The sequence below is a fragment of the Mixta sp. BE291 genome, from assembly GCF_031457955.1.
In the GTDB taxonomy this organism is placed as follows: domain Bacteria; phylum Pseudomonadota; class Gammaproteobacteria; order Enterobacterales; family Enterobacteriaceae; genus Mixta.
This window is the reverse complement of sequence record NZ_JAVDXN010000005.1, coordinates 62,266-88,060: the sequence shown is the minus strand read 5'-3', so window position 1 is coordinate 88,060 and position 25,795 is coordinate 62,266. Positions and strand designations below refer to the sequence as shown.

20 protein-coding genes are annotated in these 25,795 nt (G+C 55.3%); 4 read left to right on the top strand and 16 right to left on the bottom strand.

Going from position 1 to position 25,795, the window contains the following annotated elements; genetic code table 11:
* Nucleotides 1-154: 154 nt before the first annotated feature.
* The 6 genes from J2X14_RS13005 to J2X14_RS12980 form a co-directional block, all read right to left on the bottom strand.
* Nucleotides 155-1,036, bottom strand: a complete 882-nt coding sequence (locus J2X14_RS13005; protein WP_352411624.1) for a metal ABC transporter substrate-binding protein — start codon at nucleotides 1,034-1,036, stop codon at nucleotides 155-157.
* A gap of 6 nt (nucleotides 1,037-1,042) precedes the next feature.
* On the bottom strand, nucleotides 1,043-1,864 hold the full coding sequence (locus J2X14_RS13000; protein ID WP_352411878.1) for a metal ABC transporter permease: 822 nt from the start codon (nucleotides 1,862-1,864) through the stop codon (nucleotides 1,043-1,045).
* Between the two features lie 38 nt (nucleotides 1,865-1,902).
* Nucleotides 1,903-2,610 (bottom strand): metal ABC transporter ATP-binding protein, encoded by a 708-nt coding sequence (locus tag J2X14_RS12995; protein ID WP_502890014.1) that lies wholly within the window; start codon nucleotides 2,608-2,610, stop codon nucleotides 1,903-1,905.
* A complete protein-coding gene (locus tag J2X14_RS12990) occupies nucleotides 2,607-2,744 on the bottom strand; it encodes a hypothetical protein (protein ID WP_352411622.1) in 138 nt (45 codons plus the stop codon). Before J2X14_RS12990 ends, J2X14_RS12995 begins: the two co-directional genes overlap by 4 nt.
* Nucleotides 2,745-3,010: 266 nt before the next feature.
* Complete coding sequence (locus J2X14_RS12985) at nucleotides 3,011-5,446, bottom strand: formate C-acetyltransferase/glycerol dehydratase family glycyl radical enzyme (protein WP_352411621.1); 2,436 nt, start codon at nucleotides 5,444-5,446, stop codon at nucleotides 3,011-3,013.
* 4 nt (nucleotides 5,447-5,450) lie between these two features.
* Nucleotides 5,451-6,350 carry a glycyl-radical enzyme activating protein gene (locus J2X14_RS12980; protein WP_352411620.1) on the bottom strand — a complete coding sequence of 300 codons (900 nt, stop codon included), beginning with the start codon at nucleotides 6,348-6,350 and terminating at the stop codon, nucleotides 5,451-5,453.
* Between the two features lie 136 nt (nucleotides 6,351-6,486).
* Here J2X14_RS12980 and fsa point away from each other — a divergent pair, with 136 nt between their 5' ends.
* From fsa to J2X14_RS12965, 3 genes are all read left to right on the top strand, one after another.
* Complete coding sequence (gene fsa / locus J2X14_RS12975) at nucleotides 6,487-7,149, top strand: fructose-6-phosphate aldolase (protein WP_352411619.1); 663 nt, start codon at nucleotides 6,487-6,489, stop codon at nucleotides 7,147-7,149.
* A gap of 223 nt (nucleotides 7,150-7,372) precedes the next feature.
* Nucleotides 7,373-8,641, top strand: coding sequence for a DUF1479 domain-containing protein (locus J2X14_RS12970; protein ID WP_352411877.1), 1,269 nt, complete (start codon nucleotides 7,373-7,375; stop codon nucleotides 8,639-8,641).
* Nucleotides 8,642-8,781: 140 nt separating this feature from the next.
* Nucleotides 8,782-9,543 (top strand): DeoR family transcriptional regulator, encoded by a 762-nt coding sequence (locus J2X14_RS12965; RefSeq protein WP_352411618.1) that lies wholly within the window; start codon nucleotides 8,782-8,784, stop codon nucleotides 9,541-9,543.
* A gap of 112 nt (nucleotides 9,544-9,655) precedes the next feature.
* Here the strand turns inward: J2X14_RS12965 and fdhF are convergent, their stop codons facing one another.
* The 5 genes from fdhF to ygfK all read right to left on the bottom strand — a co-directional run bounded on the left by fdhF (nucleotide 9,656) and on the right by ygfK (nucleotide 18,319).
* Nucleotides 9,656-11,803, bottom strand: a complete 2,148-nt coding sequence (gene fdhF, locus J2X14_RS12960) for a formate dehydrogenase subunit alpha (RefSeq protein ID WP_352411617.1) — start codon at nucleotides 11,801-11,803, stop codon at nucleotides 9,656-9,658.
* Nucleotides 11,804-11,816: 13 nt separating this feature from the next.
* Nucleotides 11,817-11,945: a hypothetical protein gene (locus tag J2X14_RS12955; RefSeq protein WP_352411616.1), complete on the bottom strand. Its 129-nt coding sequence runs from the start codon at nucleotides 11,943-11,945 to the stop codon at nucleotides 11,817-11,819.
* Nucleotides 11,946-11,947: 2 nt separating this feature from the next.
* Nucleotides 11,948-13,417: a nucleobase:cation symporter-2 family protein gene (locus J2X14_RS12950; RefSeq protein WP_352411615.1), complete on the bottom strand. Its 1,470-nt coding sequence runs from the start codon at nucleotides 13,415-13,417 to the stop codon at nucleotides 11,948-11,950.
* Between the two features lie 479 nt (nucleotides 13,418-13,896).
* Complete coding sequence (ssnA, locus tag J2X14_RS12945) at nucleotides 13,897-15,222, bottom strand: putative aminohydrolase SsnA (RefSeq protein WP_352411614.1); 1,326 nt, start codon at nucleotides 15,220-15,222, stop codon at nucleotides 13,897-13,899.
* A gap of 1 nt (nucleotide 15,223) precedes the next feature.
* Nucleotides 15,224-18,319, bottom strand: coding sequence for a putative selenate reductase subunit YgfK (gene ygfK, locus J2X14_RS12940; protein ID WP_352411613.1), 3,096 nt, complete (start codon nucleotides 18,317-18,319; stop codon nucleotides 15,224-15,226).
* A gap of 313 nt (nucleotides 18,320-18,632) precedes the next feature.
* Here ygfK and J2X14_RS12935 point away from each other — a divergent pair, with 313 nt between their 5' ends.
* Nucleotides 18,633-19,487 (top strand): XdhC family protein, encoded by an 855-nt coding sequence (locus tag J2X14_RS12935; RefSeq protein WP_352411612.1) that lies wholly within the window; start codon nucleotides 18,633-18,635, stop codon nucleotides 19,485-19,487.
* Here the strand turns inward: J2X14_RS12935 and arcC are convergent.
* The 5 genes from arcC to ygeW all read right to left on the bottom strand — a co-directional run bounded on the left by arcC (nucleotide 19,477) and on the right by ygeW (nucleotide 25,540).
* Entirely contained in the window at nucleotides 19,477-20,409 is a 933-nt protein-coding gene (arcC, locus tag J2X14_RS12930; protein WP_352411611.1) for a carbamate kinase, read from the bottom strand. The genes J2X14_RS12935 and arcC overlap by 11 nt on opposite strands.
* Nucleotides 20,406-21,803, bottom strand: a complete 1,398-nt coding sequence (gene hydA / locus J2X14_RS12925) for a dihydropyrimidinase (protein WP_352411610.1) — start codon at nucleotides 21,801-21,803, stop codon at nucleotides 20,406-20,408. Before hydA ends, arcC begins: the two co-directional genes overlap by 4 nt.
* A 42-nt stretch (nucleotides 21,804-21,845) precedes the next feature.
* On the bottom strand, nucleotides 21,846-23,060 hold the full coding sequence (locus tag J2X14_RS12920; RefSeq protein WP_352411609.1) for a YgeY family selenium metabolism-linked hydrolase: 1,215 nt from the start codon (nucleotides 23,058-23,060) through the stop codon (nucleotides 21,846-21,848).
* A gap of 15 nt (nucleotides 23,061-23,075) precedes the next feature.
* Nucleotides 23,076-24,278, bottom strand: coding sequence for a diaminopropionate ammonia-lyase (locus J2X14_RS12915; protein WP_352411608.1), 1,203 nt, complete (start codon nucleotides 24,276-24,278; stop codon nucleotides 23,076-23,078).
* 71 nt (nucleotides 24,279-24,349) lie between these two features.
* A complete protein-coding gene (gene ygeW, locus J2X14_RS12910) occupies nucleotides 24,350-25,540 on the bottom strand; it encodes a knotted carbamoyltransferase YgeW (RefSeq protein ID WP_352411607.1) in 1,191 nt (396 codons plus the stop codon).
* Nucleotides 25,541-25,795: the final 255 nt, after the last annotated feature.

Below are 25,795 nucleotides of genomic sequence, written 5' to 3'. Positions count from 1 at the left end.
CCTGGGCGTGAAAGCCATCGTGCCGCTTTTTGCCGCGATGAATCAGGACGATAGCCGGGTTACAAGCCAATTGATTAACGGGTGAAATGGATGTACTGAGAAAGGGACAGGTAACAGAGAGGAAGCCAGGCGGCCTTCTCTCTGCATCCGGCGATTATTTCATACTGGCGTAAAGCGTTTCGACGTTATGTTTAAACGCCGCTTCATAAGTGGATGCCGGACCATCTTCTTTACTGAGCGCTTCTGGATACAGCTCGCCGCCCGGCTGCGCGTCACTGGCCGCGGCAATCTGTTTCACCAGGCGCGGATCGGTCTGATTCTCAATAAAATAGGTTTTAATCTTTTCCTGTTTGAGCTGCTGAATCAGGCTGCCCACCTCACTGGCGCTTGCTTCTGCCTCAGTGGAAAACCCCACCGGCGACAGGAAATCAACGCCATATTCCGCGCCGAAATAGCCAAACGCATCGTGGCTGGTTAACACTTTACGCTTGCTTTCCGGCACCGAGGCAAAAGTCTGTTTGGCCCAGGCATCCAGTTTCTCCAGCTGCTGGATATAGGCGTTGCCGCGCTGCTCAAAATAAGCTTTGTCCTGCGGATCGGCGGCGATAAGCGCCGCCATCACGTTACGCGCATAGACCGCCCCGTTTTTAGCGCTGTTCCAGGCGTGCGGATCGGTTATCTTTTGCCCCTCTTCTTCCATGCTGCGAGTATTGATACCGTCAGACGCGGTGATCACTTTGCCCTGATAACCGGACGCCGTAACCAGACGATCCATCCAGCCTTCCAGCCCCAGTCCGCTAACAAACACCACATCCGCTTTATTCAGCGCCAGGCTATCTTTGGGCGAGGGCTGAAACGCATGCGGATCGCCGTTGCGGCCCACCAGCGAAGTGACCCTGACATGCTCGCCGCCAACCTGCCGAACCATATCCGCCAGCACCGAGAAACTGGCGACGGTGGTAACGGTTTTTGCCAGCAGTGCCGGACTAAACATCACCAACGACAGCGCAGCATATTTCCATTGCACAGACTTCATTTTTCCTCACCTTCTTATTTTGTTATGTGTAAAACGAAACAGACCTTTTTCCACGCCAAACAGCACGGAAACCAAAAAGCTCAGGCTGGCGGCTAATACAATCGCCGGGCCGGCCGGCAGCGACTGATACCAGGACCAGGTCAGCCCAACAAAGGAGCTACCCATGCCGATAACCACCGCCAGCAGCAAAATGATTGGTAAGCGATTTGACCAGCAGCGCGCGGCGATAGCGGGCAGCATCATCAGCCCCACCGTCATCAACGTGCCGAGGATTTGAAATCCAGCCACCAGGTTCATCACGACCAGCGCCAGAAACAGCGCATGGATCAGGCGCGGCGCATGCTTATAGCGCACTTTCAGAAAGGTCATATCAAAGGCTTCCGCCACAATAGCGCGATAGCCCAATGCCAGCGTCAACAGCGTCACCGTGGCGATAACGCCGATGAAGATCAGCGCGGTGTGATCCACCGCCAGCAGCGAGCCAAACAGTAAATGCAACAGATCGACACCGCTGCCGCGCAGGGAAACCAGCGTTACGCCCAGCGCCAGCGAACCCAGATAAAAACCGGCGAAGCTGGAATCTTCACGCAGCGTGGTGACCGAACTCACCCACCCCGCCAGCAGCGCGACCAGCAAACCGGCAATAAATCCACCCGCTCCCATAGCCAGCAATGACATGCCGGAAAGCAAATAGCCGACCGCCACGCCCGGCAACACCGCATGGGAAAGCGCATCGCCAATCAGGCTCATGCGGCGCAGCAGTAAAAACACGCCCAGCGGCGTGACGCTTAACGATAAGGCGAGGCAGGCCACCAGCGAGCGGCGCATAAAGCCAAACGCGGTAAAAGCCTCCAGAACAGGATGGGTCACTGGCGCACCTCCGACCTGGCTGCGCAGCGCACCAGCGGACGCGCAGCGTTTTCCTCCACGATATCGGCGGTGTTTCCCCAGTGATAATGGCCATCGTGCAGATAGAGCAGTTCAGGGAAGTGGCGCTCCACCATTTGCAGGTTATGCAATACCGTCAGGATGGTTTTCCCTTGCGTATGTAGCCGTTCGATAACCTGTAGCAGGAAAGCGCTGGTCTGGCTGTCGATACCGGTAAAAGGTTCATCCAGCAAAATGATCGGCGCGTCCTGCACCAGCATGCGGGCAAACAGCATGCGCTGAAACTGACCGCCGGAGAGCTGGTTAATCGTCCGGCCAGCCAAGTCCTGTAGCCCAACCTGTTCCAGCGCGGCCTCAATTCTATCGCGCGTGCCGCAACCGAGGCCCTTCAGCATGCCGCTGGCGGGCCAGCTTCCCATCGCGACCACTTCAATCACCCGCAGCGGGAAGTGATGATCGATATCGCTTTGCTGCGGTAGCCAGGCCAGCGTTTTATCGCTCCGTGCAAACCGCACCGCGCCGCTGACCGGCGGCAGCAAACCTGCAATGGTTTTCAGCAAGGTGGACTTACCCGCGCCGTTGACGCCCATAATTGCCGTCAGGCTCCCCTGCGGGAACTGCCCGCTAATTGGCTGACTGAGCGCCTGCCCGCGATAGCCAGTCACCAGTTTGTTCAGGCTAATCATGCGATGGCGTCCGCCCAGTGAATAGCGCCCCACAGCGCTATCAGCGCCAGGCTAACGTAGAGCGTACGGACAAACGCAGACTGGGCCAGTAAGGTCAGGCCTGTGCGTTTACAAAAAGAGGAAGATTCAGACATAAGCAACTCAATATCATTTGCTGACCATGCTACAAACACGTTCTGCCGACGGCAGGAAAATCATGCGTAACGTCATTCCGGCAGGCGTAAAGAGACGTAGAAACGGAGTCTGGCCGCCGAATAATAATATGTTATAACATAACATTTGCGAGTCGAGAAGAGAGTGAAAACGGCATTTTGTTACGGATGATGATCAAGCCAGGTGGGGTAAAAATGCGAAATAGCGGGGAAAGCAGCGCAGCGATAGCTTGCTGCGCCTTGGGGTATTAAGACAAGGTGTGTTCGGTACGGGCGATAATATCGTCCTGCGCATCAGGAGAGAGCGCGGTAAAGAAGGCCGAATAGCCCGCTACCCGCACCACTAAATCACGATATTGATCGGGATGTTTTTTCGCCTCAAGCAGCGTTTCCCTGGATACGATGTTGTACTGGATATGCCAGCCCTGGTGATCCTCGAAAAATGTACGCAGCAGCGCCATCAGCTTCTGGCGATCGCTATCATTATCAAGCGTCGCTGGGTTCAGCTTCTGGTTAAGCAGAACGCCTCCCAGAATAGAGCCGGTCGGCAGCTTGCCGACTGAACCGATGACGGCGGTCGGCCCCAGATGATCGGTGCCGGAAGCGGGGCTTGCACCTTCCGCCAATGGCGTTTTCGCTTTGCGTCCGTCGGGCGTGGCCATGGTTTGCGCGCCAAACGGCACATTCGCGGAAATAGACGAGGTGCCTGCATAATAATTGCCGCCTATCGGGCCGCGGCCATAGCGCGGATTGTGATAGTTTTTGATTTCGTCGATATAAGTTTGATAGGCGCGCACCAGCATCGCATCGACGCTGTCGTCATCATTGCCATATTTTGGCGCGCCGTTAATCAGGCGTTGACGCAACTGCTCATGGGTTAAGCCGTCGAAGTCGCTGGCCAGCGCCTCTGCCAGCTGTTGCTGACCAATCACACCCTGATCAAAAACCAGCTTCTTCACCGCCGTCAGACTGTTACCGAGATTGGCAATCCCTACCTGCAGACCCGATACCCAATCATATTTCGCCCCGCCCTGCTTGATGCTTTTAGCGCGTTCGATGCAATCATCCACCAGCGCCGAACAGAGAATATCGTGGGCGTTCTCTTCCAGCACGGTATCCACCACATATTCGATCTCAATCGATTTACGCGTGTAGTAACGAATCTGGCGATCCCAGCATGCCAGCACCTGATCAAAGCTGCTGAAATTACCTTGCGATAGCGCCTGCTCCTGCGGCAAAAAGACCTTACCACTGGTGGCATCGCGTCCGCCTTCCAGCGCCGCCAGCATCACGCGCGCAAAGTTAATGAAACTCATGCCGGTACAGCGATAGCCCCATTTGCCGCCCACGGCAGTTTCAATACAGCCGATAGCGGCATACTGATAGGCATCTTCCGCGGCGATACCCAGTTTAATAAATTCCGGAATAACGATTTCATCGTTATTAAAAGCAGGCATACCGAAGCCGCAGCGGATGACCTGTACGCAGGCATCAAGGAAATCATCGCTGATCCCGGCGTGATAGCGCACGCTCAGATTTGGCTGCGTGGAGCGCAGGCGGCCGCAGGATTCCAGAATGGCATAGGAGAGCGGGTTAACCGCATCCACGCCCTGGCCGTTGATCAGGTTTTGACCGCCGATAGTGACGTTCTGATAGAGCGGGCTGCCCGCTGACGCTTTTGAGTGGGAGCCGGAGCGGATTTTGTTTACTTCCAGCAGCTTTAACCAGCAGCTGTGCAGCAGCTCAATCGCCTGTTCACGATCCAGCGTCTGCTCCAGCTCGACATCGCGGCGATAGAAAGGATAAAGGTATTGATCCATCCGGCCAAAAGAGACGGAATGACCGTTGGATTCGATTTGCAGGATCAGCTGAATAAAATAGCAAAGCTGTAAAGCCTGCCAGAAATTCTGCGGCGGCTGATGAGCAATCACTGCGCAGTTTTCGGCAATTTTCAGCAGTTCCGTTTTGCGTGCGCCACGCTTTTCCTGTTCCGCCATCTGGCGCGCCAGCTCAGCGAAACGCTTGATGTGGTCGCTAACGCTTTCCAGCACAATAGCGATCGCTTTCAGGAACTGTTCGCCATGCAGATCATCCAGCACGGTGAGGTTAATACGCGCCCGGCGTTCCGCCACTTTCTCGCGCAGGCCGTCCAGCCCTTTTTCCAGCAGCAACGGGTAGTTCACTGCCAGATGCGCGTCGCCAGAGGTCATATTTCCTTCGGCTTTGATGATGCCGGTGGCCAGCAGCGCCTGCTGTTCATGAGTAAACATGCCGTAGCAGCGATCCTGCACCGTCTGCCCGCGCCACCAGGGGCAAACTTCATGTAACACGCGCTTGTTCTCTTCGGATACGGAAAAGCCCGCGCCGGGACGATCGGCAAGATCGTCGATCTCTTTTTCGATCCAGCTTACCGTGTATTCAGGGAAAATCGGCGCGGCGCGCACTTCGCTCGCCTGGTTACCCACAATCATTTCATCATGCTTGATCCAGATAGTACGGTTCGCCAGATGATGCGCCAGCGCCAGCGCGCGGCGTACCGGCACCGGCTTATCCATATTCTCCTGATAGATTTTGGTGTAGTGCTGCGCACGTTCGGTGCACACCGGCGGCTTAACGATATGTATCAGCGCTTGTTTATGCGCTTTGATGCGTTCGCTCAGGGTATTGAGTTTCAGGGTAGTCATGTTCTTATCCTCTTAATGTCGCTGTCAGGCCTTTTTGTTTTGCATACGACTCGGCAAAAGTTAATAACGCCGGACAATCCAGCGGCTTATCCGGCGCCAGATAAGGCTGATGAAGCAGGGCATATTTGTTCATGCCCAAGGTGTGATAAGGCAGAAAATGAATCTCTTTGACGCCGAGTTCATCGGCAGCGAAGTTAACAATGTCGGTAACGGCTTGCGGGTTGGCGTTAAATTCCGGGATCAGCGGCACCCGAATCGTGATGTTTTTGCCTGCCGTTGCCAGACGGCGCAGGTTATTCAGCACGCGTTTCGCCGAGCCGTCGGTCCACTGCTTAAAAGTACGTTCATCAACGTGTTTCAGATCGGCGAGAAACAGATCGACATGCGGCAAAGCGGGTTCTATATAGCGCCAGGGCACATGCAGGCAGGTCTCGACCGCGGTATGGATCCCCTCCTCTTTGCACTGGCGCAACAGCCTGGCCGCCAGCTGCGGATTCATAAATGGCTCGCCGCCGGAAAGCGTGACGCCGCCCGCGCTGCGCTGGTAAAAAGCGCGGTCGCGCCTGACAACCGCCATAATTTCTGCGTCATCTTTTTCTTCGCCACATACGGTCAGCGCCAGCGTGGGACAGCAGTTTTCCAGTACAGCGATATGTTCAGGTTCGATTTTTTCACGCCGGATAATCAAACCGTTTAAGGTTTTTTGGATCACCTCAGGCGCGGCCTGCTGACACAGATCGCACTCAGCCAGGCAAAGGCGTGCGTCATATAACAGATCTTTTTGGCGGGAACGGCTTTCAGGATTCTGGCACCAGCGGCATCCCAACGAGCAGCCTTTTAAAAACACCACGGTACGAATACCTGGTCCATCATGCGTGGAATAGCGCTGGATATTAAAAATCATAAGGCCCCCTTATTTACGCATGAAGATTAAATAACTTTCGAAAGAAAATCATATTGACTTCAGTCAATAAAAAAGGCGGCTTTGTGGATATACTGAGCGCAGCTTGCTCAGCATCACACATTATTAAGGAAACCCTATGGAACTCTATCTTGATACCTCTAATGTCGCGGCGGTCAGGAGACTGGCACCGATCTTCCCGCTGGCGGGCGTTACCACCAATCCCAGCATTATCGCCAACGGTAAAAAACCGCTTGCGGTCGTGCTGCCTGAACTGCAGGAGGCGCTGGGCGGTAAAGGACGGCTGTTCGCGCAGGTCATGGCAAGAGACGCTGAAGCGATGGTGGATGAGGCGAAAAAACTGCGCGCTATTATCAGCGATCTGGTGGTGAAGGTTCCGGTGACCCCGCAAGGGCTGGCGGCAATTAAGCTGCTGAAATCAGAAGGCATTCCTACCTTAGGCACGGCGGTTTATGGTGCTGCGCAGGGGCTGCTGGCGGCGCTGGCCGGGGCAGAATATATCGCGCCCTACGTAAACCGGATCGATGCCCAGGGTGGTAATGGCATTCAAACGGTCACAGAGTTGCAGCAACTCTTAAAACTGCACGCGCCTACCGCCAAAGTGCTGGCAGCCAGCTTTAAAACGCCGCGTCAGGCGCTGGATTGCCTGCTGACGGGCTGCGAGGCCATTACGCTGCCGCTGGATGTTGCGGAGCAAATCGTGACAACACCAGCCGTCAACGCCGCAGTGGAAAAATTTGAACAGGACTGGTTAGCCGCTTTTGGCGTAGCGAACCTGTAAGCAGAGCTAAGCCGCAGGATCATAAAAGATCGTCTCTCTTGCAGCGTACCGGATTGCGGATACGCTGCCAGCCATCTTCGAATGAAAGTCACAAAATCGTTAAATAGCGCGTAATTTCCCCCTGGACTGCGATCATTTCTGCTACATTTGCTGCTGAAGCTTACGAATGAAAGTTTATAGCTTTCATTTTACCTGATACCTTACCCAAACGGTGGAGAAGATGATGAGCGCATCCTTTACTTCAGTAACCTTACCTGATGATTATAAAAAGAATATTGTAGAGATGAAGCGTGCGATGCGTGCGCAGATTGGTGACGTTGAAGGCTTATTCCGTCAGGTGTGCGATAAAATCGAGTCTGAGATAGCCGCAGCGCGTGCAGAAGAGAAAGCGAGCGGCAGCGCCTGGCCGGACATTAACTATGCCGATCTGGCGGCGGGTAATATTACCGAGCAGCAAATTGCGCATATCAAGCGGCGCGGCTGTTTGGTCGTGCGGCAAACGTTCAGCAGAGATAACGCGCTGGCGATGGATCAATCAATGCTTAGTTATCTCGATGAGAACCATTTTGATGAAGTTTATCGTGGGCCGGGAGATAACTTCTTTGGTTCGCTGGAGGCGTCGCGGCCGGAAATTTATCCCATCTACTGGTCAAAAGCCCAAATGGCAGCGCGTCAGAGTCAGCAAATAGCTACGACGCAGGCATTTCTTAACCGCCTCTGGACGTTTCAGCATGCTGGCGGCAGCTGGTTCAATCCAGACGTGAATATTATCTACCCCGATCGCATTCGCCGCCGCCTGCCGGGCACCACCTCAAAAGGACTGGGCGCACACACCGACTCCGGCGCGCTGGAGCGCTGGTTACTGCCCGCTTACCAAAACGTGTTCCATAAGATCTTCACTAACCATTTTGCCGAATACGATCCGTGGAATGCGGCTTATCGTCCCGAGGTGAATGAATATGACGTGGACAACACCACCAAATGTTCGGCGTTTCGCACTTTCCAGGGCTGGACAGCGCTGTCGGATATGATCGCCGGACAAGGCCTGCTGCATGTCGTACCGGTGCCAGAAGCGATGGCATATGTGCTGCTGCGGCCTTTACTGGATGATGTACCAGAAGATGAATTGTGCGGCGTGGAGCCTGGCCGGGTGCTGCCGGTCTCAGAGAAGTGGCATCCTCATCTGATTGCCGGACTTTGCTCTATCCCGGCGCTGCAGGCAGGCGATTCGGTGTGGTGGCATTGTGATGTTATCCATTCCGTCGCACCGGTTGAAAATCAGCAGGGCTGGGGCAATGTCATGTATATTCCGGCCGCCCCGGCGTGTGCGAAAAATCTCGCCTATGCGCGCAGCGTACGCGCCGCGCTGGAACAGGGCGCCTCACCGGCAGATTTCCCGCGTGAAAATTATGAGCAAGCGTGGGAAAACCGCTTTCAGCTGAGCGATCTTAACGCCAACGGCCGCCGTGGTCTGGATATGGAGGAAGGTTAATTACTCTCTGGTCAGGCTTTTTGACATAGCAAAAGCCTAAATTAATCGCGCGGTTAAGACGCGGGGAAATCCAGGCCAAATGTGATTCCCCCGCGCTTTTGATATACTCCCTTCCCCCGGAACAGATGGCGAGACGTTAGATGAACGCAAGGCAATTACAAATTATTCAGCTGGTTAACGAGCGAGGAAGCGTCAGCGTCAGCGAACTGTCCCGTATTACCAACGTTTCTGAAGTTACCGTTCGTCAGGATTTAAATACGCTGGAAAAAAACAGCTACCTGAAGCGCGTTCATGGCTCCGCCGTTTCGATGGAAAGCGATAATGTTGAGGCACGGATGCAATCGCGTTTTTCGCTGAAACAGAGCCTGGCGGAATATGCCGCCGCACAGGTTCATTCCGGTGAATCGGTATTTATTGAAGGCGGCAGCACCAATGCGCTGCTCGCCCGCCACCTTGCCAACGATGACAGCATCACCATTATCACCGTCAGCCATTACATTGCCGGTTTATTAAAAGATTCACGCTGTGAGGTCATTGTACTGGGCGGCCTTTACCAGAAAAGCAGTGAATCGGTAGTCGGTCCGTTAACGCGCAGCTGTATTCAACAGGTGCATTTCCAGAAAGCTTTTATTGGTATTGATGGCTGGCATCCCGAAACCGGTTTTACCGGCAAAAATATGCTGCGCAGCGATATCGTTAACGCGGTAATGGCCAAAGATGTTGAAACCTTTGCCCTAACCGACTCCTCAAAATTTGGGTTAATTCACCCTTATCCGCTCGCCCCGGATAAACCTTTCCGCCATGTTATTAGCGATCAAGGTTTATCGCCTGAATATCAACATATTCTGGAGCGGCAGGAAATCCGCGTGCATCAGGTTAAAGAGAAAATAACCACCGGTTAACGCTTCTCTCCGATGCCGGTGTATGAGTGATTAACTCATAGCGCCTGCGCTTTTATAACTAATGCACCCTGATTCATTCAGCGTCAGTGCTTTTATAAGCAGTGCACTCTGATTAATTCAGCGCCTGCGCTTTTAGGTAATGCTTTATCTGCGCATATTCATTGCTGACATACTGCTCTGCGGCGCGCTGATCGGCAATGGGTTCAACGCGTACCGCGCAATATTTATATTCAGGGGTTCTGGTTATCGGGCTGAGGTTCTCGCCCACCAGTTCGTTACAGGCCCCTATCCACCACTGATAGGTCATATAGACCGCGCCTCTGTTGGTCTGGTCGTTTACCTGTGCACGGCTGATGACCTTACCCTTGCGCGAATGGATCCATACCAGCGCCCGATCCTCGATGCCCAGCTGTTCGGCATCCTTATTATTAATCTGCACACAGCCTGGCTCATCCGCCAGCGCGACCAGGGCGGCACAGTTACCAGTCATCGAACGGCAAGAGTAGTGGCCCACCTCCCGTACCGTAGAAAGCACCATAGGATATTCGTCGTTAAGCTTATCCTGCGGCGCAGCCCAGTCGCAGGTGAAGAACTGCGCCAGGCCATTTGGCGTGGTGAATTTATCTTTAAACAGCCAGGACGTTCCCTGGTCGGCCTTATCCTCACTTCGGCATGGCCACTGGATATAGCCCAGCTCGCCCATTTTTTCATAGGTAGCGCCATAGAAATCAGGGCAGAGGTGCCGCAGCTCATCCCAGATCTCCTGCGTATTGTTGTAGTGCATCGGATAGCCCATGCGGGTGGCAATTTCGCTGATAATTTGCCAGTCGGTTTTTAAGTCCCACTGCGGTTCGACCGCCTTGAAAAAACGTTGAAACCCGCGGTCGGCCGCGGTGTAGACGCCTTCATGCTCGCCCCAGGAGGTCGCAGGCAGAATGACGTCAGCTGCCGCTGCGGTTTTGGTCATGAAAATATCCTGAACCACAAGCAGATCCAGATCGCTAAAGGCCGTGCGCACCGCTGCCAGCTCGGCGTCGGTTTGCAAGGGGTCTTCCCCCATAATGTAGGCCGCATGCACCTCCCCTTTTGCAACCCGATGCGGCAGTTCGCTGCTACAGTAGCCGGGGTGCGCTGGCAGGCTGTCGACTCCCCACGCGCGGGCAAACTTTTCACGGTTAGCCGCATCGCTAACCGATTGATAGCCTGGATAGGTATTAGGCAAAACCCCCATATCGCAGGCGCCCTGCACATTATTTTGCCCGCGCACAGGCCCCACGCCAACGTGCGGCTTGCCCAGATTACCGGTAAGAATCGCCAGGCTGGTAAGCGCTCGCACGGTTTCTACGCCCTGATAGAATTGAGTAACGCCCATTCCCCAAAGGATGGTTGCCGTTTTCGCCGTGGCATATAAACGAGCACACTGGCGGATCTCTTGCGCGCTAACGCCGGTGATGTTTTCTACCGACTCCGGAGTATAAGCGGCGACCACCTCACAAAAAGCCGCAAAGCCTTCAGAACGCGCGGCAACAAACGCTTTGTCATAGAGATCTTCGGCAATAATCACCTGCGCAAGAGCGTTAAGCAGCGCAATGTTGGAACCGTTACGCAACGCAATATACATATCGGCAATCTTTGCCGTTTCGATTTTGCGCGGATCGCAAACGATGATTTTGGCCCCGTTACGTTTAGCATTAAGAATATGATTGGCCACGATAGGATGTGAATCTGCCGGGTTATAGCCAAAGATAAAGACCAAATCTGTCCCATCGATTTCGGTTATCGCGTTACTCATCGCGCCGTTGCCGATCGACTGCTGCAAACCTGCCACCGACGGGCTGTGGCAGGCACGTGCGCAGCAATCCACATTATTCGTCCCGATAACCGCACGGGTAAATTTTTGCATCACGTAGTTAGTTTCATTACCGGTGCCACGTGACGATCCGGTGGTCTGGATCGCATCGGGGCCATATTTGTCCTTGATCCTGCTGAGTTGCTCAGCGACGTAATCCAGCGCTTCATTCCAGCTGACCGCCTCCAGCTTGCCGCCGCGCTGACGACGTATCATTGGCGTGCGCAGGCGCGGCGTAAGCAGCTGGGTATCATGGATAAAATCCCAGCCGTAATAGCCTTTCAGGCAGAGCGTGCCCTGGTTATTTTTCCCCATCGCCGCTTCCGCGCGAATAATTTTACCCTCATCCACCACCAGCTTCAGCTTGCAGCCCGATGCGCAATAAGGACATACCGTGGTAATTTTTTTCATAAGAGGCCCCGTTTCACCATGCCAGATTAAACAGCAGTAAATAGCTAAAGCGCTGACCGATCCCTGATGCTACTGCGCTCTGTACTGGCGGCAGCGCCAGCAGAAACAGCCATACGGTCGCCAGAAAAATACGCAGCAACATGGCTATCCCCTGTTTTTCAACTGCTGCTGTTCTTTTTGCACCTTGCGAACCAATAGCCACATCCGCACGGTACGCACAGCGACGTTACGCGCGGCGGCACTGGGCGGCAGCGGATCGGGAACCGGCATCTCTTTGGCGGCTTTCGGATGCACGATGCCGTTAAGCGTCAGGTTGGCGACAATCGCGATCAAGGTGCCGATGGTGATACCGCTGTGCATAAACAGCTGTAACATCGAAGGAAACTGCGTGAACAGGCCGGGAACCAGCACCGGCATCATGCCCAGCCCTAAGGTCAGCGCCACCACCAGGCCATTATTGTTATTGCGGTAATCCACCTGGCCCAGCGTACGGATGCCGGATACGGCAACCATGCCAAACATCACAATGCCTGCGCCGCCCAGTACGGGTTTCGGGATCAGCACCACCAGCGCCGCCATTTTGGCGCAGAGGCCCATGACCATCAGGATCCCGCCGGAGAGCGAGACGACAAAGCGGCTACGTACGCCGGTTAAACCGATCAGGCCAACGTTTTGCGCAAAAGCGGCATACGGAAAGAGATTAAAGAAACCGCAAACCACGGTCGCCAGCCCGCAGGTATTCAGGCCGTTGCGTAGCATAACGGCGTCCACGTTTTTACCGACAATATCGCCCGTCGCCATTAACGAAGACATGGTTTCTACCATCACCACCACCATCACCATTGAGAGCAGCGCAACCGGCAGAAGATGAAACTCAGGTCGGGCAAAATGCATTAACTGCGGTAAATGAAACCAGCCCGTAGCGGAAACAAGATTAAAATTAAGCGGGATAAAGAGATTCCAGATCACCGTTCCGGCAACCAGACCGATCAGCACGGCAATATTTTTAATCATGCCGGTCGCAAAGGTATAAAGATTGAGAATGATCACCAGGGTAATCGCCGCCATTAATAGCGAAAGCAGATTGCCGAAATCACTCATGTCGCTACTGCCGCCACCGACCCAGCCGCCAGCAACCGGCATAATTGACAGGCCGATCAGCGTCACAATAGATCCCATCACCACCTTGGGAAAAAAGCGGATTAACCGGCTGATCCAGGGCGCGCAGAGCAGAATAAAAACCCCGGCGACAATCACCGCCCCGGAGATGGCGCCAAGGCCGTACTCCTTGCCGATCAGCACCATGGGGATCAGCGCAGCGAAGGTGCAGCCCTGAATCAAAGGGAGCTTACAGCCCAGCCAGCGTCCGACACCCAGCGATTGCACCAGCGTCGCCGCGCCGCAGATAAATAAATCGGTGCTAATAAGCAGAATGATATGCTGTTCAGGTAGCCCGACAGCGCTGCCTATCACCAACGGAACCGCGACCGCACCGGCGTACATCACTAATACATGTTGCAGTCCATAAAGGAACATCTGGGTAATGGGCAACACCTCATCCACGGGAGATGAGACGATTTGCGGGCTTAATGCAGATGGAGCGGATGCTTTCATAAACCAGTTCTCTTTTGTACGGCTCCCCTACGTAGTTTGTCAGGAGCTACGATTCGAAGGCCTTTGCCTCCCTGATCTGATGTTGCCATCAGGATGTTGCGCGCATGGCTGGGTTAATGCGTAAGGCGTGCCAGAATTGGGCAAAGCCCGAAGGTAAAAAGGTATCTGTGAAGAACATCACGAGTTAGCGTGGGAAAGGGCTAAAAGCGGGGACGCACGCCAGCAAAACAGCGTCTTTTTTCATTGCGATGCTGACATCGGCGGCGAAAACATCACCCTCGTTTCTCACTTTGAGAAGTGGCTTCTCATTCCGCAATAGCCTCCGCCAGCGCGATAAAAACGCTTTCCCGCAGCAACAGGAAATAAGTCGAGAGATAAACGGCGGGAAAGGCTAACGAATGAGAAAAAAAGGCGGCGTCGTGAAAGCGAGGTGACGCCGCAGAGGGAGATAGCAGAACGGCTACGCGCCGCAAAAGCGTTTATAAAGCAGCCATACGCCGCCACATTTTTTGCGCCGCGATACGGGCTTTTTCATACAGCGGCGCGACATCCAGCACAAAGGCTTTATCCTGATAAACGGCTTGTCCGGCGACAAACACGCTGTCGACGCTGCTGCTGCTCATGCCGAAAGCCAGATGCCCGGCGAGGTTTTCCGCACAGAGCGGCGTTGGGGCGGCGTAGTCAAAGACCGTCAGATCGGCGGTATAACCCGCCGCCAGACGCCCAAAAGGCTGACCGAAGTTACGCTCCAGCAGCAGGTTGCCGTTATAAAGCATCTGTAAAAATTTATCGGTGCTCTCCAGACCGCCCGCATCGCGATGTTTAAACCAGGCAAATTTTAACTCTTCCAGCATATCGGAGCCGATGCCGTCCGTGCCCAGCGCCGCCCATTTCACCGCAGGCAGATGAGCATTGTAGCCAACGTGATTATTCATATTGGAGCGGGCGTTATGCACCAGGAACGCATTGCGCTGGTTTAACAGCGCCACTTCCTGCGGCGACAGCCACAGCCCATGCGCTATCACGGTTTTTTCACTGAGCAGGCCAAACTTATCGAGGCGCACCAGCGGATCCAGACCATATTTATCATGGCTGTGTGAGACATCGTAGCGATCTTCAGCCACGTGGATGTGCAGCCCGCGTCCGGTTGCTTCACAGGCGGCGGCAAGATGCTCCAGCCCGATATCCGGCACGGTGAAAGGCGCATGCGCGCCGATATGCGCCTCCACCAGATAACGCTGCGGATGCCGTCGTTTTTCCCGATCGATCAGCTGCGCAAAATCGCTGTTTTCTTTGATTCCCGCCAGCAGCTCCGCCTGCCCGCCGTTACGATCGGTGGTCTCAAAACAAATCATACCGCGCAGGCCGACGTGAATAAACGCCTCGCGCAGCACCGCCAGCGAGCCTTTGATAAAAGCGGGTGAAGCGTGGTGATCGATCACGGCGGTGCAGCCGTTTTTGATCGCTTCCAGCGAGCAGATCACGCCGCTGTAATAGAGCGACTCTTCATCCAACGCCCGATCGAGACGCCACCAGAGGTTTTTTAAGGTGGAGATAAAATCCGGGCATGGGCCAATCGGTGCCATTACGCCGCGCGACAGTCCCGAATAGAAGTGATTATGTGCGCAAACCAGCCCCGGCATAACCAGCTTGCCATGCATCTCTTTGACCGTTGCTTGCGTATAGCGCCCGGCCAGGTTTTCGCCCAACGCCACTATTTTATCGTCGGCAATCACGATATCCGTTGCGGGTTTAACCGAAGCGGGAAACAGCTCAACGGCGGTACAATTTTTGAGTAGCAGCATATTATTCCTCCACGGTGCCTAATAAGTAAGCGTGATGCTGTCGGATGTAATCGATAATCGCGGCCATCCCGGCCAGCGTTTCCGGCAGATCGACGATTTGTCGCTGCGCATTCAGCTTCAGCTGCCATACCTTGCCGTCGTGGCGGATACGAATCTCCTCTTTGCCCAGCAGGAAACCAGGATTGCTGCTGTTATTAAAATCCTGCGCCAGGCTAAATAGGGTGATCTTGTCGGTATAGGGTTTGCCCTGCCATGGGCAGAACTGCGCGCAGTTACCGCACTCATTACACAACGCGTCCAGATGCAAAATCTGCTGGCGGCTGTTAAAGCCCGGCACGGCGATGGCGACATTTGCCCGATTCGGGCAGACATCAACGCACTTGCTGCAGACGTAGTTGCAAGAGAGACAGCGCGCCGCCTCCTGACGGGCAAAGGCATCGGGCGCATCAGAAGCGAGCTGGCGCAGCGCAATGCGCCCTTTGCGCGCATACACTTCACGCGGATCGGTATTCAGATAATAAGGCGGCGTATCGCTGCGGATATTTTCTCGCGCCAGGATAGCATCGCAGGCCTTACGCGCGCCGCCGATGGCCGCCACGATAGAGGCCGGGCCGCTTTGCACATCGCCAATCAGAAAGACGTTCTCTATGGCGGTTTCCAGCGTTGCCGGATTGATGTCAGGTATCCCGTCACGCTTCGGCGTCAGGCCAAACTGCTGTAACAGCTGTTCATCGTTTTTTTCGCCGGTAGCGGTAATCAACGCGTCGAAATGATGTGTCAGCGTCCGTTCCGTGGCGACAGGACGACGACGGCCATCCTTATCCGGCTCGCCGGGCTGCATGATGCGTAGCTGCAGCGTTCCATCAGGATCGTAACGTTCCGGATTAACCAGCGTCATAAAGGTCACGCCTTCGGCTCTGGCTTCAGCGATTTCCTCCGGCCAGGCGGGCATATCCTCTGGCTGACGGCGATAGATAATGGTTGCGCTCTTCACGCCTTCAAGCCGCAGCGCGGCGCGGGCGCAGTCCATCGCGGTATTCCCCGCTCCCACCACGGCGATGTCGCCATGCAGCGCAACCCGGTGCTGATTAAACTGACGCAGAAACTGGAAGGAGGGCAAAACGTTGGGGTTATCGCCTGCAAGCGATAGCCGGTTGCTGCTGCCCGCGCCCGTCGCGATGCAGACATAGTGGAACCCCTGCTGCTTCAGCGTGGCGGGCGTTATCCCTTCCCCACAGCCATAGACGAATTTCACGCCGTGTTCGGCGATAAAAGCGATATCCTGTTCAACCAGCTCAGCGGGAATGCGAAACCGTGGCACGATATTTCTGACGATGCCGCCTGCGTTCTCTTCACGTTCAAATAGCGTGACCGGATGACCGGCTCGCGCCAGAAAATAGCCCGCGGCCAGACCGGCGGGCCCCGCGCCAATCACCGCAACCGGATGTTTGGTGCCCGAACCGGCGGGCTTATGCCAGCGCTGACGGTAGCCTTCCCATCCTTTTTCACGCACGATTTTTTTGATCTGGCGAATATTGAGCGCGTTGTCGTAATCCAGCCGCGTACAGTTGTACTGACACTGATGATCGCAGATATGACCGGTAATCGAAGGCAGCGCATTACGCTGATAAATCAATGACAGCGCATCGACATAACGCCCTTCTCCGGCCAGCCGCAGATATTCCGGAATATCTTGTTTAATGGCGCAGGCGGTCACGCAGGGGGCGATATAGCAGTCGGTAAGCGGCAGCGGCCCGCCCGCATCAATTTCCGCTTGCCCCTTCCAGCTTTTTTGCGCCCATGCCACTTCCAGCGACTGACTGGCGAGCGCGTTAAGCCGTTCGACGTCGATCCCTGGCGCCTGACGCGGCACGCTGCTATCCAGCAGCCGGGCGCAGGCCGCCATACGTAAATACCCGCCCGGCTTCAGCAAATCCGTTGCCATGGTAATGGGCTGAATGCCGGTGGCGAAAATATCGCAGATATTGTACTGGCTGGCGCCGCCTGAATAAGAGATGGGCAGCTGCCCGTGAAAATGACGTGAAAGCAGCGCCGCCACGTTTATCGACAGCGGAAAGAGCGCCCGCCCGGACATATACATTTCATCGCCCGGCAGGCGTTTTTTATGGTTGCGGGTGCCCAGCGTGTTGGTGAGTTTGACGCCGAAACTAAGCTGCTTTTCCTGAGCCAGCGCCATCAGGCGTTCCAGCATCGCCAGCGCCTGCGCCAGCTGGAGATCGTGGCTGAAGGCCTCTTCATCCAGCTCAATATAGTCAAAGCCGTTGCCATCAAGAATAGTGCGCACCTTCCCGTAACCTAGCAGCGTAGGATTGAGTTTGACGAAGGTGTGAATCTTTTTCTCTGTCAGCATATAGCGGCAGATCGATTCAATTTCATCGGGCGGGCAGCCATGCATGGTTGAGAGCATGACGCTGCGCACCAGGTGCGGATGGATGGTTTCTGTGAGCTGTTGCAGCACGGCGGGCGTGGCTTTAGCCAGTAAACGCCAGCCGCCGCGCTGAATAAACTGCGCCAGCTCCTGACGATAGCGGTTAAATTTCTCGGTGTGACCGGCATCCAGCATCTCATTGATGAATTTCTGCATTGGCGGCTGAGTGATGCCTTTGAGATCGTAACCCACGCTCATATTAAAGATAAACGAGCGGCCCTGACCGGCATGACGCGGCGACAGCAGCGCCTCCAGCAGCCAGAGCGCAAACCAGGCTTTGAGATATTCATCCCACGCTTTCGCCAGGGTAAATTCAGTAGACCATTCGGTATTAAACGCCTCATCGCTGGAATCAATACAGGGTTTCTCCAGCTCCAGCCGATCGAGAATTTGTACCGTTTTCAGCTCAATGAAACTGCCGCCGGTCAGCCAGGCGACAATAATATTGGGCGCCAGCTGCGTATGCGGTCCCGCCGCCGGGCCAATCGCCGTATCGCAGGTTTCGCCAAACAGGGATATTTGCTTCTCCGGGTTACGGACATAAAATTCGCTTTCAGGGATGCCGAAAATGCTTTGTTCCTCTTCATATTCGGCACAGATACGCGTCAGTAGCTCACTAAAGGGAATAGGACGCATAATGTCAGCCATACATTGCTCCTTGCTGAAATTTATTGTGTTTTGCCAGCCCGCTGCGCCATATCAGTTTCGTTCGCGCAGGCCGTTATCTGCTTAAAGCAACTTCCAGACCACCCCGCCCGTATCGACGTTTTCAAGCGCAGAGCGTGAGCGGTTTCTCACTCTGTTAAGCGAAATATCATCAGACGTTGTCAGAGTGATTCTGGTTTTCTCACTATGAGAAAAAAAACGCTGAAACAATCGTTAACCTAATGATTTTTATAGTGATGAAGAAGTGGCATAAGAGTTGCGAGGTAGCAGGTATCGATATAAAGGAGGAACAGCGATGCGTTTATTTAACGAGCTGGCGCGCCTTGAGGAACAGAATCGCGCCTTTGCCCTGCTGCAAATTATTGAGAGCCGCGGCTCTACGCCGCGTCATTCCGCCTGGATGATCGTCACCGAGCAGGGCGATACGGCAGGCACTATTGGCGGCGGAATGATGGAGCGGCTGGCTATTGAGGCGGCGCGGGAGGCGATCGTACAGGGCGCTTCCCGTCTTTTTGAGGCGCGGCTGGCACGTCAGGGCGAAAACGCGGTAGGTTCAGACTGCGGCGGCGCGATGACCATTCATATTGCGGTTTATCCACGTCGGCCAGCGCTTTTTCTGCTGGGGGCGGGACATGTTAACCGCGAGGTTGCCAGGCTGGCCGTGGGGCTGGGCTTTATCGTCACGCTGGCGGATACCTGGCCCGCTAATTTACAGCATCCTGAGCTGCCAGCCGTATGCCGACGCGTAGGCGGCAACGATTACGCCGCCATCGTGCCTCAGTTGGGCCTTGACGATCAAAGCTATGTGATTATCGCCACCAACCATGAAGATCGCGAAGCGCTGGAACAGCTTATCTCTTTGCCGCTCCGCTATCTGGGGTTACTGGCGAGCACGCGCAAAGCGCACCATTTCCGCAACCTGCTGCGTAAAGAACATGGCCTTAGCGAAGAGCAGCTGGCGCGGCTGCATGCTCCGCTTGGCCTGAAGATTGGCGCAGAGACGCCAATGGAGATTGCCGTCAGCATTATCGCCGAGCTGATTCAGTTGCATCGTACCGGCCAGATAAGCTCGATAATGCTGCCGCAGGATCATCGGGCGTCGGCCGCCAGGCTGGTGCCGGTGGAAAAACCCATGCCGCTTAGCCGCTAATAGTAGTTCCGGTTAAACCAGCAATCCCGTCTTTGGCGCGCTCCAGCAGTGTGATTAACGTTTTCCTGCCGGGGCGCGAAGCGGCAAACGTCAGAGCCGCTTCAACTTTTGGCAACATCGAACCGGGCGCAAATTGCCCTTCAGCAATGTACCTTTCAGCTTCAGCTGCTGTCATATGATCAAGGTCGCGCTGTTGTGGCGTATTAAAGTTAATCGCCACTTTCTCTACTGCCGTTAAAATGATCAGCATATCGGCATTCAGATCGCGCGCCAGAATCGCGCTGGCTCGATCTTTATCAATCACCGCGCTGACGCCTTTCAGCCCCTCGCCTTCCGCCACCACCGGAATGCCGCCGCCGCCGATGGTCACCGGCACCACGCCTGCGGCCAACAGCGCGTCGATGGCGTCAATCTCAACGATCTCTTTCGGCTCCGGCGACGCCACTACACGTCGCCAGCCACGCCCCGCGTCCTGTTTAACCGCCACGCCCTGAGCTGCCAGCGCGTCGGCATTTTCTCTGGTTAAAAAGCTGCCGATCGGCTTATCCGGACAGAGAAAAGCGGGATCGTCGGCATCGACGCGTACCTGAGTAATTAACGAGGTGACGCACTTGTGGATACCGCGTTTAAGCAACCTTTCCCGAATGGCGTTTTGCAGATCGTAACCGATATACCCCTGGCTTAGCGCCACGCATACCGACATCGGCAACACAGGTGAATGGGTTGGCGTATGGGCCGCCGCTTCAAAAGCCTGATGGATCATACCCACCTGCGGGCCATTACCGTGCGTAATCACCAGTTCGTGCCCCGCGGCAATCAAGTCGACAATCGCCGATGCCGTGGTATGAACCGCCTTCATCTGCTCGGCCAGGCCTTTGCCTAAGGCGTTGCCGCCAAGGGCCAATACTATTCTCTGCTTCATTTGGCTTCCTGATGTTTTAAGAAAAAAGGTTTGCGATGGATAAAGCGCCCATGCCCTGCCTGGCCGCAGAATATGCCGTCCTGCCAGACAATCTCGCCTCGTGAAAGGGTTATCACCGGCCAGCCATCACAGGCAAAGCCTTCCCAGGGAGAGTAATCCGTATTGTCATGAAGATCGGCGTGCCGAATCACCTGACGACGCTGCGGATCGAACAGCACCAGATCGGCATCACTGCCGGGGCGCAGGCTGCCTTTATCCGGCCACAGACCAAACAAGCGCGCCGGATTGGCGCTGGTCAACGCGACAAAGCGGGAAGCGCTAATCCTGCCTTTCGCCACCCCTTCGGAGAACAGCAGCGCCAGACGATTTTCTACGCCGGGCAGGCCGTTCGGGCAGCGGGTAAAATCCTCCGCCGCGCGCGCCTGCCGCAGGGAATAGGGGAAGGTGCAGTGGTCGGTCGCGACCGTATCGATACTGCCGTCGTTGATGCCGCCCCACAGGCTGTCCAGCTCCGGATGAGGCCGCAGCGGCGGGCTAAGAATATATTTCAGCGCATCTTCACGCTGATAATGCCCAATATCCAGCAGCAGATATTGTGGGCAGGTCTCCATCCATACCGGTTGCCCGCGCGCTTTCGCCAGCTTGATATAGTCCATCCCCAGGCCGTTAGAAAGATGCACAATGTACAGCGGCGCGTTACCCGCCAGCTGGGCAAGATTGATGCTGCGGGCGATGGCCTCCGCTTCACAGGCTACCGGGCGGCTTAAGGCATGCCAGATCGGCGCACGCTTGTTTTCAGCCAGCAACCGTTGGCGATGATGCGCGATAACCGCATCATTTTCCGGATGTACCGTTGCCAACGCACCGACCTCTTTCAGACGCTCCAGCAAACGTAATACATCGCCGTCATTCAGGTGATATTGATAGGTCAGATAGAATTTAAAGCTGCTGATGCCCTCCATATGCACCATGGCGTAGAGTTCATCCAGGATAGCTTCATCAACATGCTGAATCACACCGTGAAAGCTGTAGTCAATCACCGCCTTGCCGCGTGCATCGCGATGATATTTTTCCAGCTGATGATGCAGGTTGCAGCCAGCGGGGCCAAACCCCATATGATCGACAATCGTGGTGGTGCCGCCGCAGGCCGCCGCGCGCGTGCCGCTATAAAAGTCATCACAGCTAACGGCGCTGCCGGTATCAATATTAAAATGCGTATGGACATCAACGCCGCCGGGCATAACCAGCAGGCCGCTGGCGTCGATAATCCGATCGGCGACGGCAGCATCAATGCGCGCGGCGGTTTTGATGATTTTTTCACCCTCGATCAGCAGGTCGCCCCGCTGTTCCCGCGTATCGTCAACCAGCGTCCCGCCTTTAATCAGTGTTAACATGATACGACTCCTGGAGCGCCCGGCCGGGCGCTCCTTAGCGGCTTAACTATCCTGTTGCAGCCATGCCAGCGGAATTGCCGCGTACATCGCCGCACAGGTGACAAGATGCGATTTCCAGGTCTTCTCGTTGGGCGCATGCGCTTCCGGTTCTTTACCCGGCCCAAAGCCGATCACCGGGATGCCGTGACGGCCCATGATCGAAACCCCGTTGGTGGAAAAGGTCCATTTATCCACTGTCGGCGGCTGTTGAAACAGTCCCTGATAGGCGGTAGTTAATGCCCGTACCGTAAAGTGGTCTTCTGGCACCTTCCAGGTGGGGAAGTAACATTCGGTGGGATAGGTCAGGCCGGTCCAGGAAGGACGGTCATATTGATAGAGCGAGACTTTCGCCCCGGCTTTCTGCACCGCCGGTAAGGCACGAATCTCTTCCAACGCCCCTTCCCAGCTTTCGCCCCAGGTCAGACGACGGTCAATAGAGACGGCGCAGCTGTCCGCTACGGCGCAGCGGCTTGGCGAGGTAAAGAAGATTTCTGAAACCGTCAGCGTGCCCTTGCCCAGGAATTCATCGTTGCCCAGCCTGTCGGCCAGCGTTTGCAGCTCCAGCAATATCGGCGCCATTTTGAAAATTGCGTTATCGCCGCGCTCCGGCGCGGAGCCATGACAGCTAATGCCCTCAACCTCAACGCGAATCTCCATCCTGCCGCGATGACCGCGATAAATACGGCAGTCGGTGGGTTCGGTACTCACCACGAATTCCGGCCGAATGTTTGATTGCTCAATAATGTACTGCCAGCACAGGCCGTCGCAGTCCTCTTCCTGTACGGTGCCGGTGACCAACAGCTGATATTCATCTTCCAGTCCCAGGTCCTTGATAATTTTCCCGGCATAGACCATGGAGGCCATACCGCCCTCCTGATCGGATGTGCCACGGCCACCGATGATTTCATCATCCTCCATGCCGAGGTAGGGATCGAAAGTCCAGTTATTGATGTTGCCCACGCCGACCGTATCGATATGCGCATCCATCGCCAGCAGGCGCGGACCGTGGCCGATATAGCCCAGCACATTGCCCATGGGATCGATTTCTACCTTATCGAAGCCCACTTTTTCCATCTCTTGTTTAATCCGCTGCGCCACGCGCTTTTCATCGCAGCTTTCGCTGGGGATCGCCACCATGTCGCGTAAAAAGCGCGTCATTTCCGGTTGATATTTTTTTGCCAGCGCCAAAATGTCGCTGAAAGGAATTGGTTTAGCCATCGCTGTGATCCTTGTTTAATGATGTGATATTCCGTCTTTGCCTTCCCAGACCACTTCACGGTAGTGCTGAGGATCCGTATCGCCTTCGGTATTGATGATCAGTACGCGTGAGTCGGGTGTGAGATGAAGCTGTTGCATCAGCCGCTGACGCTGCGGGTGGTGCAACAGCGCCGCCAGTACGCCCATACCGGGCGCGCCTGACTCCCCGGCAATAATCGCCGCATCGCCCTTAAGGGGGTTGCCCAGAACGCGCATGCCTAACGCTGCAACGCGATCTTCGCAGGAGATAAAGTGATGCACATTGTTGCGCAGCAGCGGCCAGCCCAACGGGTTGGGTTCGCCGCAGGCCAGCCCCGCCATAATGGTGTTCAGCTCGCCGCCGACGTTGACGATCTGGCCCTGTACGCCGGAACGATAAAGGCAGTCGGCACGCTCCGGCTCCACCACTATCGCCCGCACGGCGCCAGGCCCATAATGATCGACCAGATAACCCAGCACCCCAGCCGCCATCGCGCCGACGCCCGCCTGCAGCAGCACGTGCGTCGGCGGCGCAGCGATCAGCGCATCCAGCTGCTCTACCGCCTCATCGGCCAGCGTGGCGTAGCCCTGCATAATCCAGGTAGGAATCTCTTCGTAGCCTTGCCAGGCGGTATCCTGCACCATATGCCAGCCTTTCTCCTGAGCATGGCGCAGCGTCAAACGCACGGTATCGTCGTAGTTCATATCCGTAACGATGCATTCCGCGCCGAGATCGGTGATATGTTTAACGCGCGCCGCAGAGGAGCCTTTCGGCATATAGATAACCGCGTGCTGGCCCAGCGCTTTGGCCGCCCACGCCACGCCCCGGCCATGATTGCCGTCGGTGGTGGTCGCCAGCGTGAGCGGCGGATGCGGCTGCTGGCGAAAGGTATCGAAAGAGAAAGTGGCAACATCCAGCTGCCAGATTTTGCACAACAGCTGCGCCACCGCCCAGGTGCCGCCCAGCATTTTGAAAGCGTTAAGGTTAAAGCGCTGCGATTCATCCTTTACCAGCACCTTATCGACCCCCAAAGCACTGGCAAAGCTATCCAGCGCATAAACCGGCGTGGGTTGATAACCGCTGAGCGTGCGGTGAAAACGGCGGGCCTGCCGGGCGGCGTCAGTGTTAAATACCGCATCCCGCTGCGGCCGCAGATTAGCGTTGTCGGCTATCTGCATACGTAACTCGAATTGAGACATAGAGCTTCCTCAAGTCAAAACAGCAGCAAACTGGCGCTGGTTTGCCGGTAGCGAACCACACGCCTGGGCGTTTATTTACAGATGCGCGGCACGGCCGCCTCAAGGCGCTGCGCCAGAATATCGGCCGGATTGGTGAACTTACGCGCCAGAATCATGGCGGCGATAATCAGCGGCTTCCAGCTGGCTTCTTTATAGGTTGGGATGCGGTAACGCTCAAAGACGCTGGCCGCCACCTCGCCGTGTTCGCAGGAGACCCCGCTGATGTCTGCTGGCAGGCAGTGCATATAGAGCGCGCTGCCGTTGCGCGTCAGCTTCATCATCTCTTCGCTACAGTGCCAGTGCTGATGGCGGGCGTTTTCCGCCAGGCAGGTTTGCTCCAGCGCTTTCAGGCCAACCTGATCCTGATTCCGCAGCAGCTCGGTACGCTGCTGCATGATCTGCCACGGCGCCCAGGATTTTGGATAGACGATATCGGCATCCTTAAATGCCGCTTCCATCGACGCAACCTGCCGGAAGCTACCGCCGGAGGCGCGGGCATTATTGGCCGCCACGTCAAGCACCTCAGGCAGCAGCCCATAACCTTCCGGATGCGCCAGCGTCACATCCATGCCGAAGCGGGTCATCAGCCCTATGATCCCTTGCGGTACGGAGAGCGGCTTGCCGTAGCTGGGCGAATAGGCCCAGGTCATGGCGATTTTTTTCCCTTTGAGCTGCTCCAGCGAGCCAAAATGCTCTTTCAGCCAGGCGAGATCCGCCATTGCCTGCGTGGGGTGATCGATATCGCATTGCAGATTAATCACCGCCGGACGCTGCGGCAGCACGCCGCACTGATAGCCTTCATCAAGCGCCGCGCCAACTTCACGCATATAGGCATTGCCCGCACCGAGATACATATCGTCCCGAATGCCAATCGCTTCCGCGCAGAAGGCGATCATATTGGCCGTTTCACGCACCGTTTCCCCATGAGCAATTTGTGATTTCCCCTCATCCAAATCCTGCTGCGCCAGCCCCAGCAAATTAAGCGCTGAGGCATACGAGAAACGCGTGCGCGTAGAATTATCGCGAAAGAGAGAAATACCCAGCCCGTTATTGAAAACGCGCGTATCAATATTGCCAGCGCGCATCAGTTTTAACGCTTCCGCCAGGTAAAGTACCTGCTCCAGTTCATCACGCGTTTGTTCCCAGCTCAGTAAAAAATCTTTTTTATGCAAAGCAGATTTTTTCTCACGGCTCAGCTTAATCAGTCGTTTTATTTCATCCATTATTTGAATACCTTTTCGAGTTAAATCGCAGAATAGACGTCGCCTGTTGATAAAAGAGAAAACGTTCTGGAATGGAACAAACAAGTTTTGTGCCAGGTTTTGTCATGAGATACAGAGTGTGGCTTCTGTCATGTTTTTCCGGGCTATTTTGGCGCTACTCTTGCTGCGGAAGAAAAATAAATATGGCGAATGTGGATTGCCAGAGGGATCAAAATGAGAAAAGAAGCGCCCGTTATCAAATTGAGAGAAGCGCCC